The sequence below is a fragment of the Paenibacillus tarimensis genome, assembly GCF_021532315.1.
Classification (GTDB): domain Bacteria; phylum Bacillota; class Bacilli; order Paenibacillales; family Paenibacillaceae; genus Paenibacillus_I; species Paenibacillus_I tarimensis.
The window spans coordinates 1-21717 of the sequence record NZ_JAKGAO010000035.1 but is presented as its reverse complement, the minus strand read 5'-3'; the positions used below and the strand labels follow the sequence as shown (position 1 = coordinate 21717).

General features: G+C 49.3%; 14 protein-coding genes. 8 read left to right on the top strand and 6 right to left on the bottom strand.

Going from position 1 to position 21717, the window contains the following annotated elements:
* The first annotated feature begins 54 nt into the window (after nt 1–54).
* Nucleotides 55–858 carry a class I SAM-dependent methyltransferase gene (locus L1N82_RS22355; RefSeq protein ID WP_235289666.1) on the top strand — a complete coding sequence of 268 codons (804 nt, stop codon included), beginning with the start codon at nt 55–57 and terminating at the stop codon, nt 856–858.
* Nucleotides 859–920: 62 nt separating this feature from the next.
* Here L1N82_RS22355 and L1N82_RS22350 read toward each other — a convergent pair whose 3' ends face one another.
* The gene (locus L1N82_RS22350) at nt 921–1364 is read right to left on the bottom strand and encodes a hypothetical protein (protein WP_235289663.1); all 444 of its coding nucleotides are present in this window, start codon (nt 1362–1364) and stop codon (nt 921–923) included.
* Between the two features lie 191 nt (nt 1365–1555).
* Here L1N82_RS22350 and L1N82_RS22345 point away from each other — a divergent pair, with 191 nt between their 5' ends.
* From L1N82_RS22345 to L1N82_RS22330, 4 genes are all read left to right on the top strand, one after another.
* Nucleotides 1556–2092 carry an RNA polymerase sigma factor gene (locus L1N82_RS22345; protein ID WP_235289659.1) on the top strand — a complete coding sequence of 179 codons (537 nt, stop codon included), beginning with the start codon at nt 1556–1558 and terminating at the stop codon, nt 2090–2092.
* Nucleotides 2068–3327 (top strand): DUF4179 domain-containing protein, encoded by a 1260-nt coding sequence (locus tag L1N82_RS22340; protein WP_235289657.1) that lies wholly within the window; start codon nt 2068–2070, stop codon nt 3325–3327. Before L1N82_RS22345 ends, L1N82_RS22340 begins: the two co-directional genes overlap by 25 nt.
* A 159-nt stretch (nt 3328–3486) precedes the next feature.
* Nucleotides 3487–4392: a hypothetical protein gene (locus L1N82_RS22335; protein WP_235289656.1), complete on the top strand. Its 906-nt coding sequence runs from the start codon at nt 3487–3489 to the stop codon at nt 4390–4392.
* 114 nt (nt 4393–4506) lie between these two features.
* A complete protein-coding gene (locus tag L1N82_RS22330; protein ID WP_235289655.1) occupies nt 4507–4971 on the top strand; it encodes a GNAT family N-acetyltransferase in 465 nt (154 codons plus the stop codon).
* 162 nt (nt 4972–5133) lie between these two features.
* On the opposite strand, the gene L1N82_RS22325 is transcribed toward L1N82_RS22330, so the two are convergent.
* The 3 genes from L1N82_RS22325 to L1N82_RS22315 all read right to left on the bottom strand — a co-directional run bounded on the left by L1N82_RS22325 (nt 5134) and on the right by L1N82_RS22315 (nt 10639).
* Nucleotides 5134–6912 (bottom strand): ABC transporter ATP-binding protein, encoded by a 1779-nt coding sequence (locus L1N82_RS22325; RefSeq protein ID WP_235289652.1) that lies wholly within the window; start codon nt 6910–6912, stop codon nt 5134–5136.
* The gene (locus L1N82_RS22320) at nt 6899–8674 is read right to left on the bottom strand and encodes an ABC transporter ATP-binding protein (protein ID WP_235289651.1); all 1776 of its coding nucleotides are present in this window, start codon (nt 8672–8674) and stop codon (nt 6899–6901) included. Before L1N82_RS22320 ends, L1N82_RS22325 begins: the two co-directional genes overlap by 14 nt.
* A 318-nt stretch (nt 8675–8992) precedes the next feature.
* Complete coding sequence (locus tag L1N82_RS22315) at nt 8993–10639, bottom strand: DUF2339 domain-containing protein (RefSeq protein WP_235289650.1); 1647 nt, start codon at nt 10637–10639, stop codon at nt 8993–8995.
* 200 nt (nt 10640–10839) lie between these two features.
* On the opposite strand from L1N82_RS22315, the gene L1N82_RS22310 reads away from it, so the two are divergent.
* Complete coding sequence (locus L1N82_RS22310; RefSeq protein ID WP_235289649.1) at nt 10840–11067, top strand: hypothetical protein; 228 nt, start codon at nt 10840–10842, stop codon at nt 11065–11067.
* Between the two features lie 778 nt (nt 11068–11845).
* Here L1N82_RS22310 and L1N82_RS22305 read toward each other — a convergent pair.
* Together L1N82_RS22305 and L1N82_RS22300 are read right to left on the bottom strand one after the other, a co-directional pair.
* A complete protein-coding gene (locus tag L1N82_RS22305) occupies nt 11846–12562 on the bottom strand; it encodes an NPP1 family protein (protein ID WP_407946807.1) in 717 nt (238 codons plus the stop codon).
* A gap of 235 nt (nt 12563–12797) precedes the next feature.
* Entirely contained in the window at nt 12798–13286 is a 489-nt protein-coding gene (locus tag L1N82_RS22300; protein WP_235289647.1) for a pyridoxamine 5'-phosphate oxidase family protein, read from the bottom strand.
* Between the two features lie 197 nt (nt 13287–13483).
* Between L1N82_RS22300 and L1N82_RS22295 the strand changes: the two genes are divergently transcribed.
* Entirely contained in the window at nt 13484–16075 is a 2592-nt protein-coding gene (locus tag L1N82_RS22295; RefSeq protein WP_235289646.1) for a LuxR C-terminal-related transcriptional regulator, read from the top strand.
* Nucleotides 16076–16312: 237 nt separating this feature from the next.
* Nucleotides 16313–21640, top strand: coding sequence for an invasin domain 3-containing protein (locus L1N82_RS22290; protein WP_235289645.1), 5328 nt, complete (start codon nt 16313–16315; stop codon nt 21638–21640).
* Nucleotides 21641–21717: the final 77 nt, after the last annotated feature.

Below are 21717 nucleotides of genomic sequence, written 5' to 3'. Positions count from 1 at the left end.
CATCCTCGAAGACAAGTGAACTATTATGAAGGCAGTTAAAGGAGGAGCCTGTTTATGCAGAATGTAGCCAGCTATTACGAATCTATCGATGAAGCTTCCCGGTTTTCGAGAAATTCGAGAAGAATTGAATTTTTGACTACCAATCATGTCCTGGAGAAGATCATACCTGAAGGAGGCAAGATTCTAGATGTCGGTGCAGGCACGGGCATTTACTCCTTCTATTACGCTGAACGGAAGCACAAGGTTGTCGCAATTGATATCACGCCCAAGCATATCGATATCATTAACGAGCAAGCGGAACAAACAGGCATAACCCTTGATGCGTATGTCGGCAATGCTATTGATCTGAGCGGGTTTCATTCAGAAGAATTTGATTTTGTCATGTGCTTCGGCCCTATGTACCATATTACCAATATCGATGACAGAATCGCCTGTATCAGGGAATGTCTACGGGTGCTAAAACCAGGAGGGCATCTAGCGGTTGCTTATATTAACAAATTCTCCATCATGCCCATGCTTGCTACGAGAGAGCAGCAGTATATTCGTTATAGCGTGATCGATAAGGTCGTTAACGAAGGTATTATTAGGGAAGGAGACGAGGACTGCTTTTGGACGGATGCCTATTTCACAAGTCCAGATGAAATCGAAGCTTTTATGAATCAGTTTGATGTCATTCCAGTTGAGCATGCGGCAACCGACGGGATCAGCCACACCATACAAGAATACATTGACAGACTCGACGACGATCAGTTTGACTCCTGGCTTCATTACCACTTTAAGACATGCAGGGAGCGCAGCATATTAGGTATGAGCTCTCATGGGTTATACGTCGTCCAGAAAGGTGTGAGCGGGCGTTAAGCTCAGATTGGTATGCAGCCGGTCTTAAAGACCGGCTGCTATTACGTTATACTTCCTTCTTGTTAGTCCAGTATAGCGGCTAATCGTTCCATTGCGAGTTGTACACGTATATCTTGTTGAGGACCTTCTGCATTATAAAAGATTAACGCATTTCCAATCTCATATCTCTCATGATCTGTTACATCCGCGGTTGCAGTCTTCGCTTCAAAATCAGCTATAGCTTCTGGAACCTCATTGCTCGAGTCGTATAGATATACACTTATCGACTGGCCGTTATTTATCGTGAAGACTTCTGGCGCAACATCACGGAGCGTCATCGTAAATACATGATCTGTGATCCCGGAGGATCTGGTAAGTGGAATCCCTTGCTGCTCAAATGCTTCGTGAATTTTTACGCTATCAAGTTTGTGAGAATACCTCGCAGAATAAACTTGCACCAACACAACCGATATAATAGTAACGATCACGGCCAAACCGCATAGGAGCAGGAAACGTGTTCTCTTCATCTCATCACCTCTACGATTGTAGACTCTCTATCCTCCAAAATAGTTGAGAATCAGTCTGAAACCAGTATAGCCTCCTCATACACCAATTACGTTGTCAAACTTCAACGGCATACGAAACTACATAAACGTTTGAAACCTCTAGGCTAGCCCGCACATCTAATATACGTCCGAACGCCAAGGGGGGAGATAGGATGGACACCATCAAAGCTGTGAAGAAAGCTCAACTAGGCCACATCCAAGCCTTCGAGCATCTGATTATGACTCACAAAGTCATTATGTATCAGGTGGCAAGAACAATGCTGAACAGCGATTCCGATTGCGCAGACGCCATTCAGGAAGCGATCCTCAAGGCTTTTGAGAAGATCAAGACCTTAAGAGAGCCTGCGTATTTCAAGACATGGCTGCTGCGTATTGTCATTAATGAATGCAATCAAATCCACAGGCAGAACAAAAAAGTGATTGAAATCAGCGAATTAACAATACCTTCTATCCACGAAGGCGGCTATGAAGAGGTTGAACTGGAACAGCTGTTTCAGACTCTTCCCGAGGAAGACAGAGACCTTTTGAAGCTTTACCATATCGAAGACATCTCGGTTAAGGATTTGGCAGAAATTTATCAGAAGCCCGAAAACACGATTAAAACATGGCTGCGCCGTGCGCGTGAGCATGCACGCAGAGTATGGGGAGAACAGGAGGGAACGCAATGGAAAAATGGGAGCAGGAATTAACCAAACAAGTTAATAGGGCGCTGCCTGAACAAATCGACCAGCGCATCCAATCCACTCTTAACCAGCTGAAAAGAAAGCCTGTCCATAAATCCAGGCTGCGTATGGGTATAGCAGCGGCGGCAGTTGCTCTGACTTATATGGTTAGCATGTCGTATCTGTCTCCAACCTTTATCGACGTTCTGAAATCTTTTCAACATGACAATTCTGTATTCGAGACGCTTGGCGATGAAGGGGTAAAGAGAGGCAGCCGGCTTGGTCTAGCAGTGGAAGCCGAACATCAGCTGCAAATCGATGGCCAAGTGCTGACAATTACGGAGGTGCTGTATGATGGAGCCAATATTTATCTTGGATGGGAGGCATCTTCATCATTTGACATTGAGAAATACCAGAAAGAGAGAATCTCTTATACAGTAAACGGGGAATCGTTGGAATATGGTGGGGGAGAACCGATTGAGAGGCTGAATGACGGGACATACGCAGGAATCAAGAGTATTAATCCTAGGAATGAGTTGCCGGATTCGTTCATGCTTAGTATTGTATATCAAGAAACAAAGCAGATTTTAGCTGAAATCCCGGTTGAGCGACGTGGTGAAAGCTACCCTCTCGCAATTGATAAATCTGTCAGCTGGAACCATATTGAGATTGACTATGAGCGGTTTACCTTGTTCCCTACTACAACAGAGCTGGTTTTTAAACACCGCAATACAGATAGTGCTTTTTGGAACATACAACTATACGATGAACGGGGCCGTGTTCTTAAGCCATTAAGTCACAGCAGTCGGGCGTTCAAGAAAACTGGCGAATCCAAGTACTATTTTGAACCAATCGATACTATTCCAAAAACCATAACCATCAAGCCATACGTGGGCAGCGCAACCTCTGCGACTAAGGTAAGTGCGGAATGGATGGGACAACCCAAAACCTTGTCCCAAGGCTCAGCCGGAACAATGACCATCCTGGATCAGGAATACGAACAGAACCGACTCACACTTACTTACGAGGTTTCTGGGGAACATCTTTACGATCAAGTGAATGATATCTGGCTTGAGGAAAAGTCTGGAGAAAGAATCTATCCTCAGAAAAGACCCGAACCCGTCAGAATTCAGGGCTATGACAACCGGTATCAAATGACTTTCCCGGATATAAATAATCTGGCGGATCTGAACATTTGTACCGGACAATATAACCCGTATTTCTTGGAAGAACTTGAAGTGACCGTTGATTTGCAGTCATAGCATAAGGGTCTTGGCAAGCAGTAAGAGAGTCCGCCTGATCATAGGCGGGCTTTTATTTTGTTGGCGGAATTATTAATTCGCTGTACATAATAGGGAACCTTTCGTCTTAATGAACTGTCTAATCAGTAGTACTGTGTAAGAAAGAGGAGGATTGTTACAATGAGAAATAATCGACGTAAGACAATCATTTTAATGCTGGCTATCTCGGTAACGCTATTATCAACAAGTGCAGGTTGCGGCAAGGAGAACACCTCAAATTCGGATTCCTCACCGGCCGTAACGAATAATGGCGGACAGCCGGAGGGACCGTCTTCGTCAGCAGAGATCCCGAAGCATAATCAGCCAGAAACGGAGGTGGAATCGACCGATCCGGGGACCAAAGGTTCTGACGGGGACAGCGTGCCATCGCTTGAGCAAGTCTCGGCGAAGGACGGCGGCAAGTTTCTGGACGCGCTCAAGCAGCAGGATACGAAGGCATTATCTGGCCTCATGGCGCATGCGGAGAATGAATATACAGAGTCAGATATGGTCAAAGTGCTCGAAGGATTCCAGTTGTACTTTGATCGGCTGGAGGAGCTGAAGCTGCGCTACGAGTCCAACGAGCAAAACAAAGAGTACTACGTTGAGCACTACGCCATAGCAGGAAAGAAGGATAATCAGGAATATTCAATTCCTTTTATTATAAAATACTCCAAGTCACAGAATATAGAACATATCCTTAATGACGACCAACGTGAGCCAATATTCGACTCACCGCTAATTGAGGAGTACCCTAATGCTGTTCGGGATGCAGAGCGTTATGTCCAAGCGCTGCAGCAGAAGGACATGGAGAGTCTGGCGCTTCACTTAGAATATGACGAATTGAACGAACAGACGAAGGCAGCAGTGGAACAGATGCTAACTCAGTATGACGAAGCACTTGACCTTAGCTCGCTAAAGCCAGTACCACTGGGCTATGATGAGCAGGAGGAACAGTTTCTGTTTGAGCTTCAAGATGCCGACGGACGAAAGCATAACATCCGGATAGACGTAGAAGATTATACGATTATCGACGAGTGGGCATAGGGCCACGAGACTGGAATTTCACTGCAGCACCAGAATGAGGCTTTACGAATATCGGTGGCCCTATTAAGCTATTTATTGATCGGACACTCATGGTCACATAAAAGGGGGATTGTTATGGATACAAACCAAGTTATATTTAGAAAAGCCACAATACAAGACCTCGACAGAATTGTACTTATGCTTTCAGATGATGTTTTAGGAAATACGAGAGAACTTTACCAAGACCCCTTGCCAGAATGTTATATTAAGGCATTTCAATCCATTAACTCAGACCCTAACAACGAATTGATAGTGGCATGTTATAACGAGAATATTGTTGGTGTGCAACAAATTACATTTACTCCATATCTTACTTATCAAGGAGGATGGAGAGCTACAATTGAAGGTGTTCGCATAGCATCCTCAGAGCGTGATAAAGGTATTGGATCTATGTTAATACGCTGGGCAATTCAACGTGCAAAAGAGCGTGGATGTCGTATGGTACAACTATCAACAGATAAAAAGAGACCCGAGGCACTTAATTTCTATGAAAAGCTAGGTTTTAAGGCATCGCATGAGGGGTTAAAGTTACACCTATAAAGTAGAAATATAACGTTCACGAGAATATAGAACTTGCTGACCGTATTATTCATGAAGAGGAACTAAGTAAGGAGACACTAAGATTTCTGAAATAGGCGTTTAGCATATATTCTGTGAAACACGCAGCCCCCAATCTGCAAGGATCGGGGGCTGTCTTAATGTCTACACGGCTTCCATCTTCTGTGCCGTATACAGTTTGTAGTATAAGCCGCGTTTGGCAATTAGCTCATCGTGTGAACCCGCCTCGGCGATGCCTTTATCCATGACGTACATAATCTTATCACAGCCCCGGACCGTAGAGAGCCGGTGGGCAATAATGAATGACGTACGTCCCTTCAGCAGCTCATTCATGCCCTGCTGCAGCAGCCGTTCTGTCTTTGCGTCAATGGAAGAGGTCGCTTCGTCAAGAATGAGAATACGCGGATCGGCAAGCAGTGTACGGGCGAATGATATCAGCTGGCGCTGGCCTTGCGATAGCTTTGAGCCGCGCTCATTCACCTCCGTCATATAACCATTCTCGAATTCACGGATGAAATCATGAGCCCGCACTGTCTTCGCTGCAGCAATAATTTCTTCTTCCGTTGCGTCCAGCCGGCCATACCGGATGTTATCCATAATCGTCCCCGAGAAAATAAAGCTGTCCTGCAGCATGATTCCCATCTGGCTGCGGAGTGACTGGAGCGTTGACTGTGAAATATCATGCCCATCGACGAGAATACGTCCGCCAGTCACATCATAGAATCGGGAAATTAGATTGACAACCGTTGTCTTACCGGCGCCCGTCGGACCAACAAGTGCTATACTCTCCCCGGGCTTCACGTCAAACGACAGGTTCTCAAGTACATGCTTCCCGGCGTCATACCCGAAGGTTACGTTATCGAATGTCACACGGCCCTGTATACGCGGTAATTCCTTGGCTCCCGGTGCATCCTTGATTGAGACGGGTTCATCCAGCGTCTCGAATATTCGTTCAAGATAAGCCACAGCGTTAATGAAGCCGTTGTAGAGGTTCGACAGGTTCAGAATCGGCTGCCAGAAGCGTGCCGCGTAGCTGCTCATTGCGAGTATAACGCCGAACGTTACTGTCTGCGGACTCAGCATCAGCAGACCGACAACATAAATCATGGTGGTAACAATTGTAGCGAGATTATCGACAGTGAATGGAATCAAGGCATTATAGTGGATCGCCTTTATCCATTCCGTACGGAAATTTGTTGCAAGGCGCGTAAAGATCCCTTCGTTACGGTCTTCCCGGGTGAAAATTTGCGTTACTCCAATGCCGCTTATGCTTTCCTGCATATAGGCGTTGAGGTTGGAGCTCTTGTTCGATACGGACTGCCAGGAGCGACGCTGCCTGTTCTTAATAAGCAGCAGAAATGCTGCAAAGACAGGGAGACCAGCCAGGGTAACGAGCGCCAGACGGTAATCGACGGCGAACATGAAGGCGGCAATGAAAACCAGATTCAATATTTCCATAATGAAATTAATAATACCATTGGAAAGCACATCCGATACCGAGTTCACATAGTTGACGACCCGGATCATGATTTTACCCTGCGGGCGGTCATCATAATATTTGAAGGGCAGTGCCTGAAGATGCTTGAACAGGTCTGAGCGGATTTCGAAAATAATATCCTGCCCGACGCTTGTCATAATCCGGCCCCGGATCGCTGCTAGAATGACGCTGACGACGATGGTGAGCAGCATCAGTGCCGACCAGCCAAACAGCGCTCCGACCGCCTTCTCCGGAATTGTTACATCCACGACATGCTGCATAATCAGCGGCGCCGTAAGTCCAATGCCGGCCGACAATACGCTCAGAATGAGCGCGATGATCATCGCACGTTTCTGCTGCCTGATATATACAAGTGCACGCTTGAAATGCCTGATGTCAAAAGGGGACTCCAAATTTTCATCAATATCAAATTTATTTCTGGCCACCAGCGGTCACCTGCCTCTCTAAGCCCTCGTTCTGCAGCATAAACACCTCGTAATAGTACCCGCGCCTTGCCAACAGCTCAGCATGGGTGCCTTCCTCGATGACACGGCCGCCGTCCAGGATAAGAATACGGTCAGCCTTGGCTGTCGTCGAAACACGCTGAGCGATAATGATTTTCGTACAGCTCGTGTCCAGATTGTTCAAGCTGTGCTGAATATGCTCCTCGGTTTCCAGATCGACAGCAGAGGTTGTATCATCCAAAATAAGGATTGGCCGCTGGACAGCTAGGGCACGGGAGAGTGCAAGACGCTGCTTTTGCCCTCCGGACAGCCCGACACCGCGTTCACCGATGATCGTATCGTAGCCTTCGGGCATTTTACGGATAAAATCGTCAGCTGCTGCCAGCTTGGCGTATCTCTTCGTCTCCTCCTCCGAAAGCTCCGGATCACCGAATGCCACATTGCCGTCAATTGTGTCGGAGAAGAGCAGCACGTCCTGCGTCGCGATGCCGATGTTGCTGCGCAGCTCGTCAAGATTCAGCTTACGGACGTCAACACCATCTATAAACACGTGTCCACTCGTGACGTCGTAGAAACGCGGAATGAGATTAACAATCGTCGTTTTGCCTGCTCCGGTTGGTCCCATAATCGCGACCGTCTCACCGGGTCTGACCGTAAAGCTCACATCATGCAGAACACTCACATTGTCATATTTGAAGGTGACACGATCAAATTGGATGCTTCCTTCGTAACGGCGTTTGGTTCCCGCCAGACGTTCATTGACGATCCTTGGGGTTGCATAATAGACCTCTACAATCTTGGCAAGGCTTGCGAAGAAGCGCTGAATATCGTTGATGATCATCCCGATGCTGCGCATAGGATTCGAGATGGCCCAGATAAGAGCAGAGAAGGCTGCATATTCGCCAAATGTAATTCGTCCTTCCATCACGAACAGGCCGCCGGCAATCATCAGGATGACGCTGAACGCTTGTGCAAATGTCTCCAGATAAGGGAAGTAGTCCAGCCATACAAGCGCAGCTGCCTTGTTAGCCTTCTGATAGTTCGCGTTCCGTTCATGAAACTTCTCAATTTCGAAATCTTCCCGGGCGAACGCCTTGACGACACGATTGGCCGCAATGTTCTCCTGAGCAGCCGAGTTCAACTGGGACAGGCGCTCGCGAAGGCTCACGTACATTGGTCGAACGCGCCTGGCGAAGAAGAAGGAAGTAATAAAGATCGGCGGCGCGAGAATGAGTAGCCACCACGTAAGTTCGGCATCAATGAAGAAGAAGTAACCGACTGCTACTGCAAAGATGGTCAGCGACTCGATGATCGTCTTCACGATCCATGCGATTGTGTGACGGACCATATCGAGATCACCTGTCATCCGCGTCATCAAGTCTCCTGTCCGGTTGCGATCGAAATACTCCTTATCTTGAACTTGAATTTTGTTGTAGAGGAAGATACGGACATTGTAGAGCATATTCTGGGAAGCATGCTCATACTGCATCATCGTCAGGTAAGCCAGCCCGGACCGGAGCAGCGTAAACCCGACCATGCCAAGGCAGAGCAGGATAAGCAGCCCGCGTTCATTCGCCAGGTTCTGAACGGCATCATCACCGGCAATAAACGTATCGACGATACGCTGGGTGAGAAACGGGTTAACAATCATAAGCGACGAGCCGATCACGGAAAGACACAGCGCCAGTATGTACCTTGCCCGGTTTCCTTCGAGATTCTTCCATAACCATTTCAGTTCAAACATTCTGTCTAATCACCTGTTTCTCTTTTCTGATGGTTTTTTTTGATAAAGCAACAGAGAGCGAAAGCGCATACACCAGACCGTATGGAAAATTCAATAAACAAAGCGATTATACACCTATTTGAAGTTATTGAGGAGGCAGAAGAAGAAGATCGTACTGAAATAACTTAAGATTCTACTATTCAAGCTTGGAAAGAGCGTTAGCAGCAAGGTTGGCTAGCTCTGCACGGCTCTAGATAAAGCTGAATAAACTCAAGAGAGGGCGCCGCAGAATTCGCGGCGCCCCCCAAGATGCCTTTAGTAACCCGGAACTATATCACATTATTTGGCCTTATTATTGCGATACGATAATCTGGATACGAGTATTCCGATGCACCCAAGCACAATAAACAGCACGGCACGGACAGCTACCGATACATCGGGCAGGTCAACAAATATGATCTTCAGCAGCGTGATGAATAAGAATAATATGCCTGCCAGCCGCACCTTTTTCCGATTTGCCCATATCCCGAGCACCATGATGGCGATCGCATATGCTGCCCAAACAAAAGAAATGACTAAATGCTGCATTTCGTAGTTTAGATCACCAGTTAATGTACTTGTCAGCAGCGTAATAAACCACAAGATGAGGAGGGAATTGAGCCACAGGAGCCGCTGAAGCTGTACAGCCTTCTCCGTATACGTTCTCTTCAGCAGCTCGTAGAGGAAATACAGGGTCACAATCAGCAGCAGTCCCGACAAGCTTTCCATGGAGAAGAAAGCATCCAAGTCCCTGCTTAATATAGATAAAGCACCTGTGATGTATACGATTGTACCTGTTATCTGCTGGAGCTTGGACTTGAATCTGCTGCCGATTGCGACAGCCAAGAATCCCTGCACAATAAACATAAGACCAGTCACCGGCCCGTCGGTAATCTCATTAATCCAGAGAAATAGTGACAAGGTGGCAGCGGACATGGTTACAAACTTCTCCGCGCGGTTTCGCATAACCGCCATAATCGTCCAGAGCAAGTAGGCCACTCCAAGAAATAGAACAAATGCTTCGAAATAATAATCAATCGCCCTTACCCAGACACATGTGAATGAAAAGCTGACAAACAAGAGGGCGATCCGACTTGTTTCCTGCGTTTTACGTAAGACGAGGAGAGCAAACAAAGCGAGATGATGCAAGCTTACTGCTGCAACAAACGCTGCTCCTCCATGGTAGCGGTCAACCGTTCCCTCCGCTGTGCCAACAAAAAGAGAGAGATGGAGCAGGGAGAAGGCGACATAGAATAATTTATTGAACCGGTACTTCACAGAAACATATAGCAATGTGATGGAGAATATGGCTTCATACATCGTGAACACCCAGAAGTTGGGGATATCCGACACGACGAGAAAAGGGACAAGGAATCCTCCGAGCGCTGAGAGAATCATCATCGCTTCCGATTTATGCCTCATACTGATCCATACCCCTGCGGCTATGGCAAGCATATTCAGGCCAAAAGCTAATGCGGTCGGCAGCAATCCATAAAGCATATGAGCGGCGAAGATGGTAAGCATGCATAGGGATACAGAGGCGCCCAGCAGAACCTGCCCTAAAGCCGGTCTGTTCTTACGCATTTGCCTTTCCCCCTGCCAGAGCAGAAGACCTGCCGCCACCACTCCCACCAGGCATCTGACCGGTTCGGTTATGATTCCGGCAGATACCGCAGCTCCAAATCCCCATAAGACGCCTATAAGCAGTACAACGACGAAAATCCGCGGCAGCCATACTCGGCCAATAAGATGCTCCCAGTCCACCTCGCGTTTAACCGGCTCAGCGGTTTCTTTTGGAGGGGAAGGCTCTACAGGCCGGGCAGCCCTGACAGGCTGAATGGCAGGCTCATCTATCGGTACGCCGACCCTTCGCTTGAGATAGTTCACTTCATTCTGAAGACCGTTTATCCGGTCTTCGAGCTGTTTTATTTTATCCTGAATATTCATGCTCTGCCCCCTGGGTAATTGTCGTTAATTATCGGATAAGTCATTCGACATTATCTCACAATTTCCTTAATTTTCATATCCGCCCAGCTTTACTAGGACCGGCGGCTATGATCTCAGATGGCAGCTGATTCCTGTATTGTTGCATCTTGCTTAGAACTGCGATATTATTGCATCCTAGACTCACTACTGGAGGGCTAACCATGACATTTGAAGCAGGGCAAGTATTGGTATCCGATCAGGATTTTGAATCAGCTATCAAGCACAAGGTTTTGGTTCATGTTTCTCAGAATGGTGTCCGTCAGCGCCCGATCAATACGATAAGCGGATATAATGAGAAAACCATTACGCTTAGCGACGGCAAACGTATTCTCAGAGAAGCACATGTTTTCAGAACGCTAACGGAAGAAGAGAGCAAAGAGCAGCAGTAAGATTGCAGAGGGGAGGAGAAGCGATTCTCCTCTTTTCTGTTGCATGCATAAGACACGAATATATCCTGCAACCCAATGCCGCTGAAACAGCGGTTTTTCTCATTTATGGCTTGGCAACATTGTCAATGATTTGTTCGTTATACATAGAATTGACTATTCAATGGATCAGCCTTATGTCGTTACTACTTTAAAAAGGGGAGAGCCTTTAAGAGAGAGGTACACAGGCAGCGGCGGATACGGGGCTCATGACCCGAAGGAGTATGTTGATTTTATAAATTCTCTATTCGAGTCTATTCAGGAGGGCACGCTTCCTTACGGAGAATATAAAGTCTCTGGATATGCTGAGTTCCATCCCATATTCGCCGACACACAGGGAGGACAAACAGCGAACTACCTGCAAATGAAAGCGGATATTGAATTTGTTATGCGGGGGAATAAAGAGTAGCCGAGCGAATTGGTCGGGGAGGTTAGAATGAACCGGGTCGAACCATAAATTTTAACGAATCTCATCATCGCTATTAGTCCCGAAAAGGCCTTATTCAGGTCTGTAACGAACCTGAGCGTCGTTATTCCCCTAATATTTCAAGAAATATAACGAATAATGCCCATTAAGGCTGCTCAGGTTCGTTACAATTGAACAAGCTACGATTTTGCAGGTTTAACGACTGTCAGTTTCGTTAGACAAGCTGCGAGGGGGCTTTTCACATATTACTCATCATGCGCACTCTCACGCATGGTAAGCAGACTTACTCATGGCATAGTCCTATGACTGGCCGGATTATCTAAACCAGGCTTTGTCCAGATGGCTCATAAAGTTCGAGTCGTTCAAAGGGACGTTAGCTGAACCGAAGTTCGTTGTGTTTAATGCATTCCGGGCAGCAGCAGTCATGTCGTCCCAGCCGATCAGCGGCTGTGTTCCGCCAATTTGATTGGTAATAAACATGGCATGATTAATCGGCCAGGTGCTCTTGTACTCAATCTTCGGATGCGTTCCACTCGTGTTCGAGCTGCTTGGTGCTGCCTTCTTGAAATCCCCATGCTGGGAATAGGCAATAGACAGAATCTTCGGATTGACTGCTGCCGGATTATCTACCCAAACTACTGCCGCCTCCCAGTCATGTCTGTGGCCGAGTCCCGAGGACGGCGAGTCTTTAGGGAAATACCAGGCATACATAATTGCCCACACGCCATTGTACCATGTAGAACGGGAGTAGACTTGTCCGGTACTGGAGTTACAGCCAGCGCTGGAGCCGCCGGTCGGATTCAGACCTCCGCTTGTATTTCCTTGTGCATCTACAGCCGGGAATGGCACGCATCCGGTTGTAACCTTTAAGGTCGGTTGAAATAGCTTTGCCGCTTTCTGAGCGGTGGTAACTGGTATAACTTCTTTAAATCCAATGACATTAGTATGAGCGATCACAACTGCATTAGCTGTTGGAACCGCGTAGACAGAAACCAGCAGACACAGGATAAGCGCACACGAAAGTGTTTTCACTTTACGAACCAATATCATCGATACCTCCGTTTAATAGGCTCTTACATTCAGCTAAAATGAACTCCGGAGTCCTGCTGACTTTGTTACTATATAGCAGATATGTAAAAAATCAATAAACTCTAAATGAATAAATTGTAATTAACAGTATGAGTGACTCAAATGAGGGAAGTACATACAAAAAGCCACCCCATAAATAAGGGTGACTTCGATTGGAACTGCTATTGGTCTATCATGTTTAATGCAAATCAACTTGCTGGTTGATAGCCGTACCTTCTGTGTTCTTGTCAATCATCCTGCGGAACATGAACTTCATCATCTGGAACTTGTTGCCGGAGTCCCAATACTCGGCCGTTTCGGCTTGCACCTTGATGAGCACAAGATTTGGATCATCGGCTGTGGTATCGAGAATTTCCTCATAGGCCGGACTCCAGAATTCCTTGATCTTCTCACGGCTGTCTACGAGTTCTGCTTCTCCTCGGATGGATACATAGGATTTATCCGCATAAGCCACATTGACCTGCCTGTTATGGAGAATCTCATGGAATTTACTGGTGTCCTTCTTGGTCAGAAACCAAAGGTCTCCGTCAAACTCGACTTCCTGGGTTTTCATAGGGCGTGAAACCAGACCTTCGTCCGAGATTGTTGTCAGCATAGCCGTATCAATGTCACGGATTAAGTCCTTCACCTTCTCAACCGCCTCATGGTTATCCGTTACCGTATTCATTACCAAATCACCTCTTCAAAGTATGGTTTCAATAGTATTACACCTGTAAGGTGCTGCCAAACCACGCTTCAACTTCCGGAATTATAAATACTTGACCATTGATACCGAATTGCAGACAATGGAGAAAAAGGAAATTCAAGCTCGTCTAGTTCTACTGACTCATCCTTTCACCTGGTTCACCAAACGGAGGCGACACCATGGGAATTAGTCCCCGCATCATGAAATATAAGCTGGAGATACCAGCTACCCAAAAGCATTGGGTAAACAGAGCCTTGCTGCATGTACCGCCAGAAGGAACACCGCCTAAAGGCATCACTTTAATTACCGCACCGGCTGGCAGCGGCAAATCAACGGTTATGACGCAGCTTGTCCACCAATACAATCAGCAGACGGCATGGTATGCACTCGATGAGAACGATAATGATCTGCGCCGGTTCTGGCGGCACATCGTATATATGCTGCAGCCCTGTCTTGCAGCAGATGCGTGCGGCCGTTTACTGGCACTGCTCGCTGAGTATGCCGATCGTTCATTTGAGCCGTTCTTGGACCAGTTTCTGAACGAGCTCTTCGATACATCCGGTCCGGTCAGCGTAGCCCTGGATGACTACCATGTCATTACCAGGCAGGAGATTCACGCCAGTCTCAATTACTGGCTAAACCACCTGCCATCGAAGGTTCATGTGATGATCGCTTCACGCTCAGAGCCTCCGCTGGCGAATTTGCAAGCCTGGAACGTCAAGGGCAAGCTGCAGAGAATTGGATCGTTACAATTGGCATTTACAGTTGACCAGGCAGAGGAATTGTGTCAATCCATTCTGGGCCAGTCGCTCTCCAGTGATTGGTTGAGTTCGCTGGTCGCGCGTACCGAAGGCTGGGCTGCAGGTCTTCAGCTTGCTCTGATCACATTGAAGCAGCGGCCGAGCAAGCAGTGGTCCTATTGGCTTCATGACCAGGACATGGGCAATTATATTAAGGAATATCTTCTTAAGGTGGTCTGGAGCGGTCTGGACGAACCGACCAGACGGTTCTTGCTCGAAACCTCCGTATTAACGCGGTTTGATGCCAGGCTATGCGAGGAAGTGACGGGGCTGCCGGAGTGTGATGACAAGTTAGCCCTTTTGCAGGACAATGGTCTATTCCTCATATCTATTGGTCAAGGGTTCTATCGTTACCACCAGCTGGCAGGCGATTTCTATGAAGCCTTATTAAGGCAGCAATCCCCCGAGAGATGGAGCGAACTCAAGCGGAACGCCTGCCTGGCTTATGCTAGAGAGGGATGGTACGAAAAGGCAGTGGATTATGCCTTTACGGCCAAAGCATACGATTTGGCATCCGGTTTGCTTGATGAACATCTGCATGGTCTGGTTATGAAAGGGGAGTTCTCTCTTCTCGAGACATGGTTTAATCGTTTCCCCGAGGCGTTCCCGATACCAGCCAGACTGCGGCTCGTAAGCGCCTTTGTAAGTACGGTTCAGGGCAAGCATGAGGAAGCGGGCAGGGTGATGGAACATCTGGAAGAGGAGCTGCAGACTTCTCCCTCACAGTCTGAACAGCTGGATAGGATGAGCGGCTTGTTCTTCGTTAAAGTTAATCATGCCTTTCACTCCGGACAGTTTCAGGAATGGTTTCGCTTCTCCGAGGCTATTCATGAAAGGCTTCCGCATGACCCTGTCTTTTTTGATTTTAATTATAACTACAACCAGCCATTTGTCCGTTATACCTCATTTGGTCTGCATGGTGCCCTGACGGATACGACAGCGGAAATGGGGTGGAAAATAACGTCCCTCCTTAGCCGGAATGGATGGGAAGACTCGCTGATGTGTCAATATGTACTGCAGTCGCTGGCTGAAGGCTATTATGAATGGAATGAGCTTGACCGCTGCAGGGAATTGCTGGACCGGATTACCGCCGGGAAACGTTACTTGGAAGTGCCGGGACTGCTTGTTCCGGTAAGATTGACGATGGCCCGATTGTGTCTTCTCGAAGGAGACCGCACGGGTGCAAGAGCCGTAATCGACCAGACGCTAAGACGACTGGACCAACCATCTCAAAGCCCTTGGCGCAGGTCATTATTGATCTTTCTGGCCGATATAGATTTGGCGGAGGGAGCTGTTGACCATGCGGAGGCAAGACTGCACAGCGTGAACAGTTCCAGCAATCACCGTGTTCACCTGGGCGCAGTACAGGAGACCCTCACACTTGCCCGTCTGCTAATTGCCAGAGGGGAAACAGAGGAAGGGCATACTCTGTTGATGCGGCTCTCCCTGCTGGTCGAAGAATCCGGTATGGTTAATCTTGCTGTCTCGGTGATGATTCTGCAGGCCTTCGCGGATATTAAGCAGGGCAGATGCAAGGAAGCTTCGAGACGTATAAAGAAGGCTGTCCAGCGTGTAATGCCATTCCACTATGTGCGAACCTTCATAGATGAGGGAGAGTGGATGCGCAGTATATTAGAGGAGATGCTGGCTGTGTCAGCATTCGACCAACCGGAAATGAAAGCATACGCTGCTGCGCTTCTAACTACGATGACAGAGGAAATAGCTGACCAAAAGTCAGACCATCCGTCCGACACCAACGGGTTTGGGTTAACCGTTCAGGAAACCGAAGTTGTAAGGCTGCTTCATCTTGGCTATACCAATCGAGAGATATCGGAGCGGATGAGACTAACCCTTGGCACGGTCAAAGTGTATTTGAACCGGATCTACAGCAAACTGGGCGTTCGTACCCGTACCCAGGCCGTCCTGGTCACTACTCCGGCAGCCGCGGGTTACCTTTCCATCTCCGAGTAGTCCAAGCCAATAACAATACTAGGAAAATGTAATCAGCGCAGCTGCAGCATAGCGGGAACTATCCCGGGTGCTGCGGCTGCGCTGTGTGTGTTTTATCACGGATTGTTAACTTTGGTTAATTGTGGGCTGCTGGCTTCTCTGCTACGATGTCGAATAGGGTCGGAATTCACCTGAGCTGTAATTATGTCTTCTGTCCTAAAATCAGGCAGCATCACTATGTCGAAGGGGAGGTTTTATTTGCAAGTACTACGTAAAAAAGTGGCAGTCCTGCTTATATTCGCGCTGCTCATGCCGCAGCTTGGTATGAGGACTGCCGAGGCAGCTTTCATAGCGCCCGCTGTAATAAAAGCTGTTGGAGGAGGGGACAGACATTCCCTGCTTATCGCCGGAGACGGAACGGTCTGGACCCTGGGCGGCAACAGTGCCGGGGAACTAGGAGATGGGACAACACAGAAATCGTTTCGTCCTGTGCAGGTCACAAAGTCTGACGGTACTCCTCTAACAGGTGCAAAGCAGGTAACCGGCGGAGCTTATTTCTCACTAGCCTTGTTGAATGACGGCACCGTATGGGCATGGGGAAGAGGAGGCTATGGCTCTCTCGGGAACGGTCTGACAGACAATCAACACAGAGCTGTTCAGGTTGTTCAGTCCGACGGGACACCGATCAGCGGAGTGCGCAGTATTGCCGCGGGCAGCGGGCAGGCGCTGGCAGTTAAGGAGGATGGCTCGGTGTGGGGCTGGGGCTCCAATTCATCGGGTGAATTGACCGACTATGAGTACCGCATTAACCGGGCGGTTCGGTTGAAGGCGTCCAGCAGCTCTTACCTTACCGATGTGAAGGCCGTAGCCGCTGGCGAATACCACTCCATGGCCTTAAAGAATGATGGAACGGTCTGGGCATGGGGAAGCAACGTATTCGATGGGCTTGGCAACGGGTCCAGCAGCAATTCGGTCTATCCCGTGCGGGTCATCGACTCCTCGGATCAGCCTTTGAACAATGTGGTTGACATCGGCGCCCACCGCCTCGGAGGTCTCGCTTTGAAGGCGGACGGAACGGTCTGGAGCTGGGGTTATAATGAGAATTATAACCTGGGGGTAGGTGCAGATGTTACGAGCAGCAGCAAGGCGCTGCAGGTGCTGCAAGCCGGATCGGTTCCGCTTACCGATGTTGTGGCGTTAGCTGGCGGAAAACGGGTTACCATGGCACTTAAGAAGGATGGCTCCGTCTGGTGGTGGGGCATGCAGAACTCGAATCTTCGGGTTGCAATGCACCTTACAAGTAATGGAGCGCAAATGGCTGCCGGAGACAATCACGGCCTTGTCCTCAAGAAGGATGGGACGGTCTGGGGCGTAGGCTGGACAGATTCCGGACAATTAGGCATATCCTTTGCATCTCCCCAGATCTATGTCGGGTCTCCCGTTCAGGTCTATCCCGCAAGATCCCAGATAACCCTGAACAAGACACGGATGGATGCAGACGGGGCAAACAAAGCACTGGTCATGGTAACCTTACTTGAAGGGAGGGGCTTGCCAATTGGAAGAAGCGAAGGCATCGTACAACTCAGCTCGACACTTGGCCAGCTTGGACCGGTAACCGACCACGGCGATGGAACCTACTCCGCCGAATTAACAGCATCCATGGAATCGGGAACGGCGGTCATAACGGGAACGTTGAATGGGAATGCGATGAATACCACTGCAAGCCTGTATATGGCACCGCTGCCTCCTTCAATCGACCATTCAACCGTTACGGCAAGTCCGGCCTCGATTAGAGCTGACGGGAGCAGCACATCGACAATTACCGTGCAGCTGAAAGATGCCAACGGTAATTTGCTGAGCTCCGGAAGTCATAGCGTGCAGCTCAGTACAACTGGCGGAGTGCTTGGGACTGTACAAAACCACGGCAGCGGCAGATATTCCGCTTCATTAACTGCACCCACAACCGCTGGCTCTGCCACGGTTACAGCTGCGGTAGATGGTTCTTCCATCCGGCAAAAGGCATCCGTCCAGTTTGTTCCGGGTCCTGCATCAGCCGCTCAATCGCGTTTGACAGCAGATAGTGCGCGGCTGACAGCCGGGATTGGCACAACCAGTCTGGCGGTAAAGCTTATCGACGCACATGGCAATCCTCTAATTAGTGGAGGAGATACGATAGTCCTCAAGACTGACCATGGACACATCAGTGATGTGAAGGACCAGGGTGACGGTACCTATTCGGCCATATATACAGCCTCATCCAATACGGGTACAGCTGGATTATCCGCTGAGGTGAATGGGTCAAGGGTCCCGGGAATACTGAACATTCTTATTGTTCCGGGAGTTGCATCCCCTTCGGCATCGACTGTGGAAGCCGGTGATTCTTACCTGACAGCGAACGGCAGCAGCCAAACCTCTGTTACCGTTCAGCTGAAGGACGTCTACGGAAATCCGCTGACGGCAGGGGGAGATGTGGTTCTGGTTACTGCTACTGCAGGAAGCATCCGTTCGGTCAAGGATAACGGTGACGGCAGCTATACGGGGATTTTAACCTCAAGCACCTCGACTGGTACGTCCATGATCAGCGCTGAAGTGAACGGCGTACCACTCGGCGATTCCGCCCAGGTTGAATTCCTGCCTGGTGAACCCTCTGTCCAAGTATCTGAGCTGACGGCAGAGAGCTCAGAGCTCACAGCAAATGGTACAGAGTCTACAAGAATCCTTGTGCAGTTAAAGGATGAATACGGCAATCCTCTTCAGACTGGCGGTAATCAGGTTGTCTTGAAGACAACCGCAGGCGAGTTAAGCTCTGTGCTGGATCACCAGGACGGCACTTACTCAGCTGTTATGACCGCCGGAACTGCAGCAGGGACTGCTGAAATATCCGGCACTGTCGATGATAAGCCTCTGGCGGACAGTATTAAGGTACAGCTGCTCCCGGGGCCTCCTGCAGCAGACACATCACTGCTGTCGGTGAACCGCGGCATATTGACTAAGGATGAAGGAAGCAGCGCAGAAGTGTCGATCCAGCTTAAAGATGCTTTCGGTAACAATCTGACAACCGATAACAGCGCATATCAATTGAAGCTGGCTTCAACACTTGGCAGCCTCACGGAGCCTGTCTATGCAGGACAGGGACGTTATACGGCACAGCTTCATTCTCGGCAGGCCGGTGAAGCGGTAATCACGGCGACCATCAATGATGCCAGGCTGACAAGCAAAGCAGCCGTTACATTTGTCCCAGGCAAGCCATCGCTCGTGTCCTCAACAATCGATAGTGACCGTGAACGTTTGGTTGCGAACGGCATGGAGGCCGCACAGATTACGCTGCAGCTGAAGGATGTATCCGGGAATAACTTAACCGACGAACAATCCTTGTCATCATTAGTATTATTCAGTTCATTAGGCAGTATTTCAAATCCAGTCTACACAGGAGAAGGCAAATATTCCGCCCGGTTAACATCAACCCGATCGGGACGCGCAGACCTTACTGCTTTCCTCGATGGTTCTCTGCTGAATGCCAGCCTTAGTATCGAGTTTGTTCCAGACGTTGCGTCAGCTGTAGCCTCAGAGCTTGTGACTGACCGCACGTCTGTGCCGGCCAATGGTTCAGCGTATGCGTCGCTGACGATTAACGTCAGAGATGCGCACGGCAACCCTGCGCTCGGCGAAGTCCGGCTGCAGACCACTCATGGGACGGTCACAGAAGTAACGTACAGCAGACCTGGTACCTATACGGCCGAGCTTAGTTCTACAGAGGCCGGGATAGCTGACATTAAGGCTTGGATTGATGGAGAGCCTGTCCCAGGCAGCATGCAGGTGACGTTCTCGGATGGAATCTGGTTTACGCCAGCCTCCTATCAAATACCGGTCGGAGAATCTGTGCGGACCGTCGTTGAGGTCACTTATGACGGAGCGGCGTGGGACCGAACCTCTGACTCCAATTTCCGGTATGACGATGGGGTCATTCAGGTAGCTATGGCAGATGACGGTTATTGGTATATGACCGGTCTCCACACCGGCAAGACGGTGATTGAGGCCGTATATCAAGGCCAGTCAGGCATGCTCATCGCCAGCGCACCGGTCACCGTCTACACAGTACCAACCAAGCTGGTGCTTGAAGGCTCGCCGTATTCCATGAAGGAAGGCGGGTATGCGCAGATCAGCGTGATCGCGGAATATTCCGATGGAACGACGAAGGATGTGACCGCAGAGGCCGCATATAACGTGCATCATGCCAACATTGCGTCCGTTGACGCGTCGGGGAGGTTGCTGGGGCTGAGACCCGGACAATCGCAATTAACCGTAACCTTCGAAGGCTTAAGTGTTACAGCAGGCGTGGATGTTTCAGCTTCTGCCGCTCCTTCTCAACCAGAGACGGGAGGAGGAGGTGAAGGAGGTGGCGTTGCCGGGCCGACCACTCCAGTCCAGGTGCAGGAACCAGCCATAACGATAGAGCTGCAGCTTGATGGAAACAGCAGTCAGGTTATTCAGCTTCATCCGGATCAACTGGCGGCCGGCCGGATTGTAATTGAAACGAGTAAAGGAAACCGGGAATGGACGCTGCTAATGAAACGTTCTGCACTGGATCAACTCAGGCAGATGAATGCTGCTATGTCTCTGGAGTGGCGTACACCGCTTGGGACGATGATTCTTCCTCTCGCAAATCTTGACAGCCAGGGCTTATCCGCTGACTCGGAGGCTATCCGTATATCCATCCGTACAGCAGAGGATGAGATGCAGTCGAAGGTGAACAAGATGGCCAGCAGGCTGGGGGCCAGCCTGCTCATGAAGCCATTTATGCTGTCTGTTGAAGCATTGGATCAGAAGGGCTTAGCAGAGCTGCTGGTTATGAGCGGAGATAAGGTTACCTTCCTGCCCTCTGTGACCAACACTGGCGCAGGAAATGGCGTTACCGTCACGGCCGTAGATGGCCTCGCCGAAACGTTATCCTATGTCGCTATGCGAGGGAAGGGGCCAGATACGACGGAGCTTCGGCTGAATGCAGGAGTATGGTATACGCTGCTTGAGGTCCAAAATTCGTTCGTGGACATGCAAGAGCATTGGGCGAAGAGTGCAGCTGAACTGCTGGCGGCGAGACTTATTGTCCAGGGAACCGGCCAAGGCAAATTTGAGCCAGGACGACCGGTTACCCGGGTAGAGCTTGTCAGCATGCTGGCAAGAATGTTCGGCCTGGTCACGGACAATTCATCTGCAGCGTTTAGCGATGTTTCCGGTCGCTGGTACGCTGTGGACGTACAGGCAGCACAAGAGGCCGGCTGGATCGAAGGATATGCAGACGGAACGTTCCGTCCTGATGCAGCAGTATCCCGCCAGGAATTATTCGTTATTTTGGCTAGGGCGCTGCAGTCTCAGGGTTACGCAATAAATGAAGAAGGGGCGGACTTGCCTTATACGGATAAGGCATCGGTCGCTGCGTGGGCCGAGAGTTCAGTCCAGCAGCTTACCGCTGCAGGGTTTCTGACGGGAGACCAGGCGAATAACCTAAAGCCCGGCCGCTCTGCCACTCGTGCAGAAGCTGCCGTGATGCTTGTAAGGATGCTAGAGAGCATAGAGTTGGATCGTTAAAAGGGAAATCAGCAGGCATGCGTGCCTGCTGATTCAGACTGTCGACAAAGCCCCACTTCGGGGCTTTGTCTTGTTTC

What these genes read in the sequence shown, in the direction of transcription:
- L1N82_RS22355 (WP_235289666.1), top strand. Translation starts at nt 55, where the DNA reads ATGCAGAATGTAGCCAGCTATTACGAATCTATCGATGAAGCTTCCCGG.
- L1N82_RS22350 (WP_235289663.1), bottom strand. Translation starts at nt 1,364, where the DNA reads ATGAAGAGAACACGTTTCCTGCTCCTATGCGGTTTGGCCGTGATCGTT.
- L1N82_RS22345 (WP_235289659.1), top strand. Translation starts at nt 1,556, where the DNA reads ATGGACACCATCAAAGCTGTGAAGAAAGCTCAACTAGGCCACATCCAA.
- L1N82_RS22340 (WP_235289657.1), top strand. Translation starts at nt 2,068, where the DNA reads ATGGAAAAATGGGAGCAGGAATTAACCAAACAAGTTAATAGGGCGCTG.
- L1N82_RS22335 (WP_235289656.1), top strand. Translation starts at nt 3,487, where the DNA reads ATGAGAAATAATCGACGTAAGACAATCATTTTAATGCTGGCTATCTCG.
- L1N82_RS22330 (WP_235289655.1), top strand. Translation starts at nt 4,507, where the DNA reads ATGGATACAAACCAAGTTATATTTAGAAAAGCCACAATACAAGACCTC.
- L1N82_RS22320 (WP_235289651.1), bottom strand. Translation starts at nt 8,674, where the DNA reads ATGTTTGAACTGAAATGGTTATGGAAGAATCTCGAAGGAAACCGGGCA.
- L1N82_RS22315 (WP_235289650.1), bottom strand. Translation starts at nt 10,639, where the DNA reads ATGAATATTCAGGATAAAATAAAACAGCTCGAAGACCGGATAAACGGT.
- L1N82_RS22310 (WP_235289649.1), top strand. Translation starts at nt 10,840, where the DNA reads ATGACATTTGAAGCAGGGCAAGTATTGGTATCCGATCAGGATTTTGAA.
- L1N82_RS22300 (WP_235289647.1), bottom strand. Translation starts at nt 13,286, where the DNA reads ATGAATACGGTAACGGATAACCATGAGGCGGTTGAGAAGGTGAAGGAC.
- L1N82_RS22295 (WP_235289646.1), top strand. Translation starts at nt 13,484, where the DNA reads ATGGGAATTAGTCCCCGCATCATGAAATATAAGCTGGAGATACCAGCT.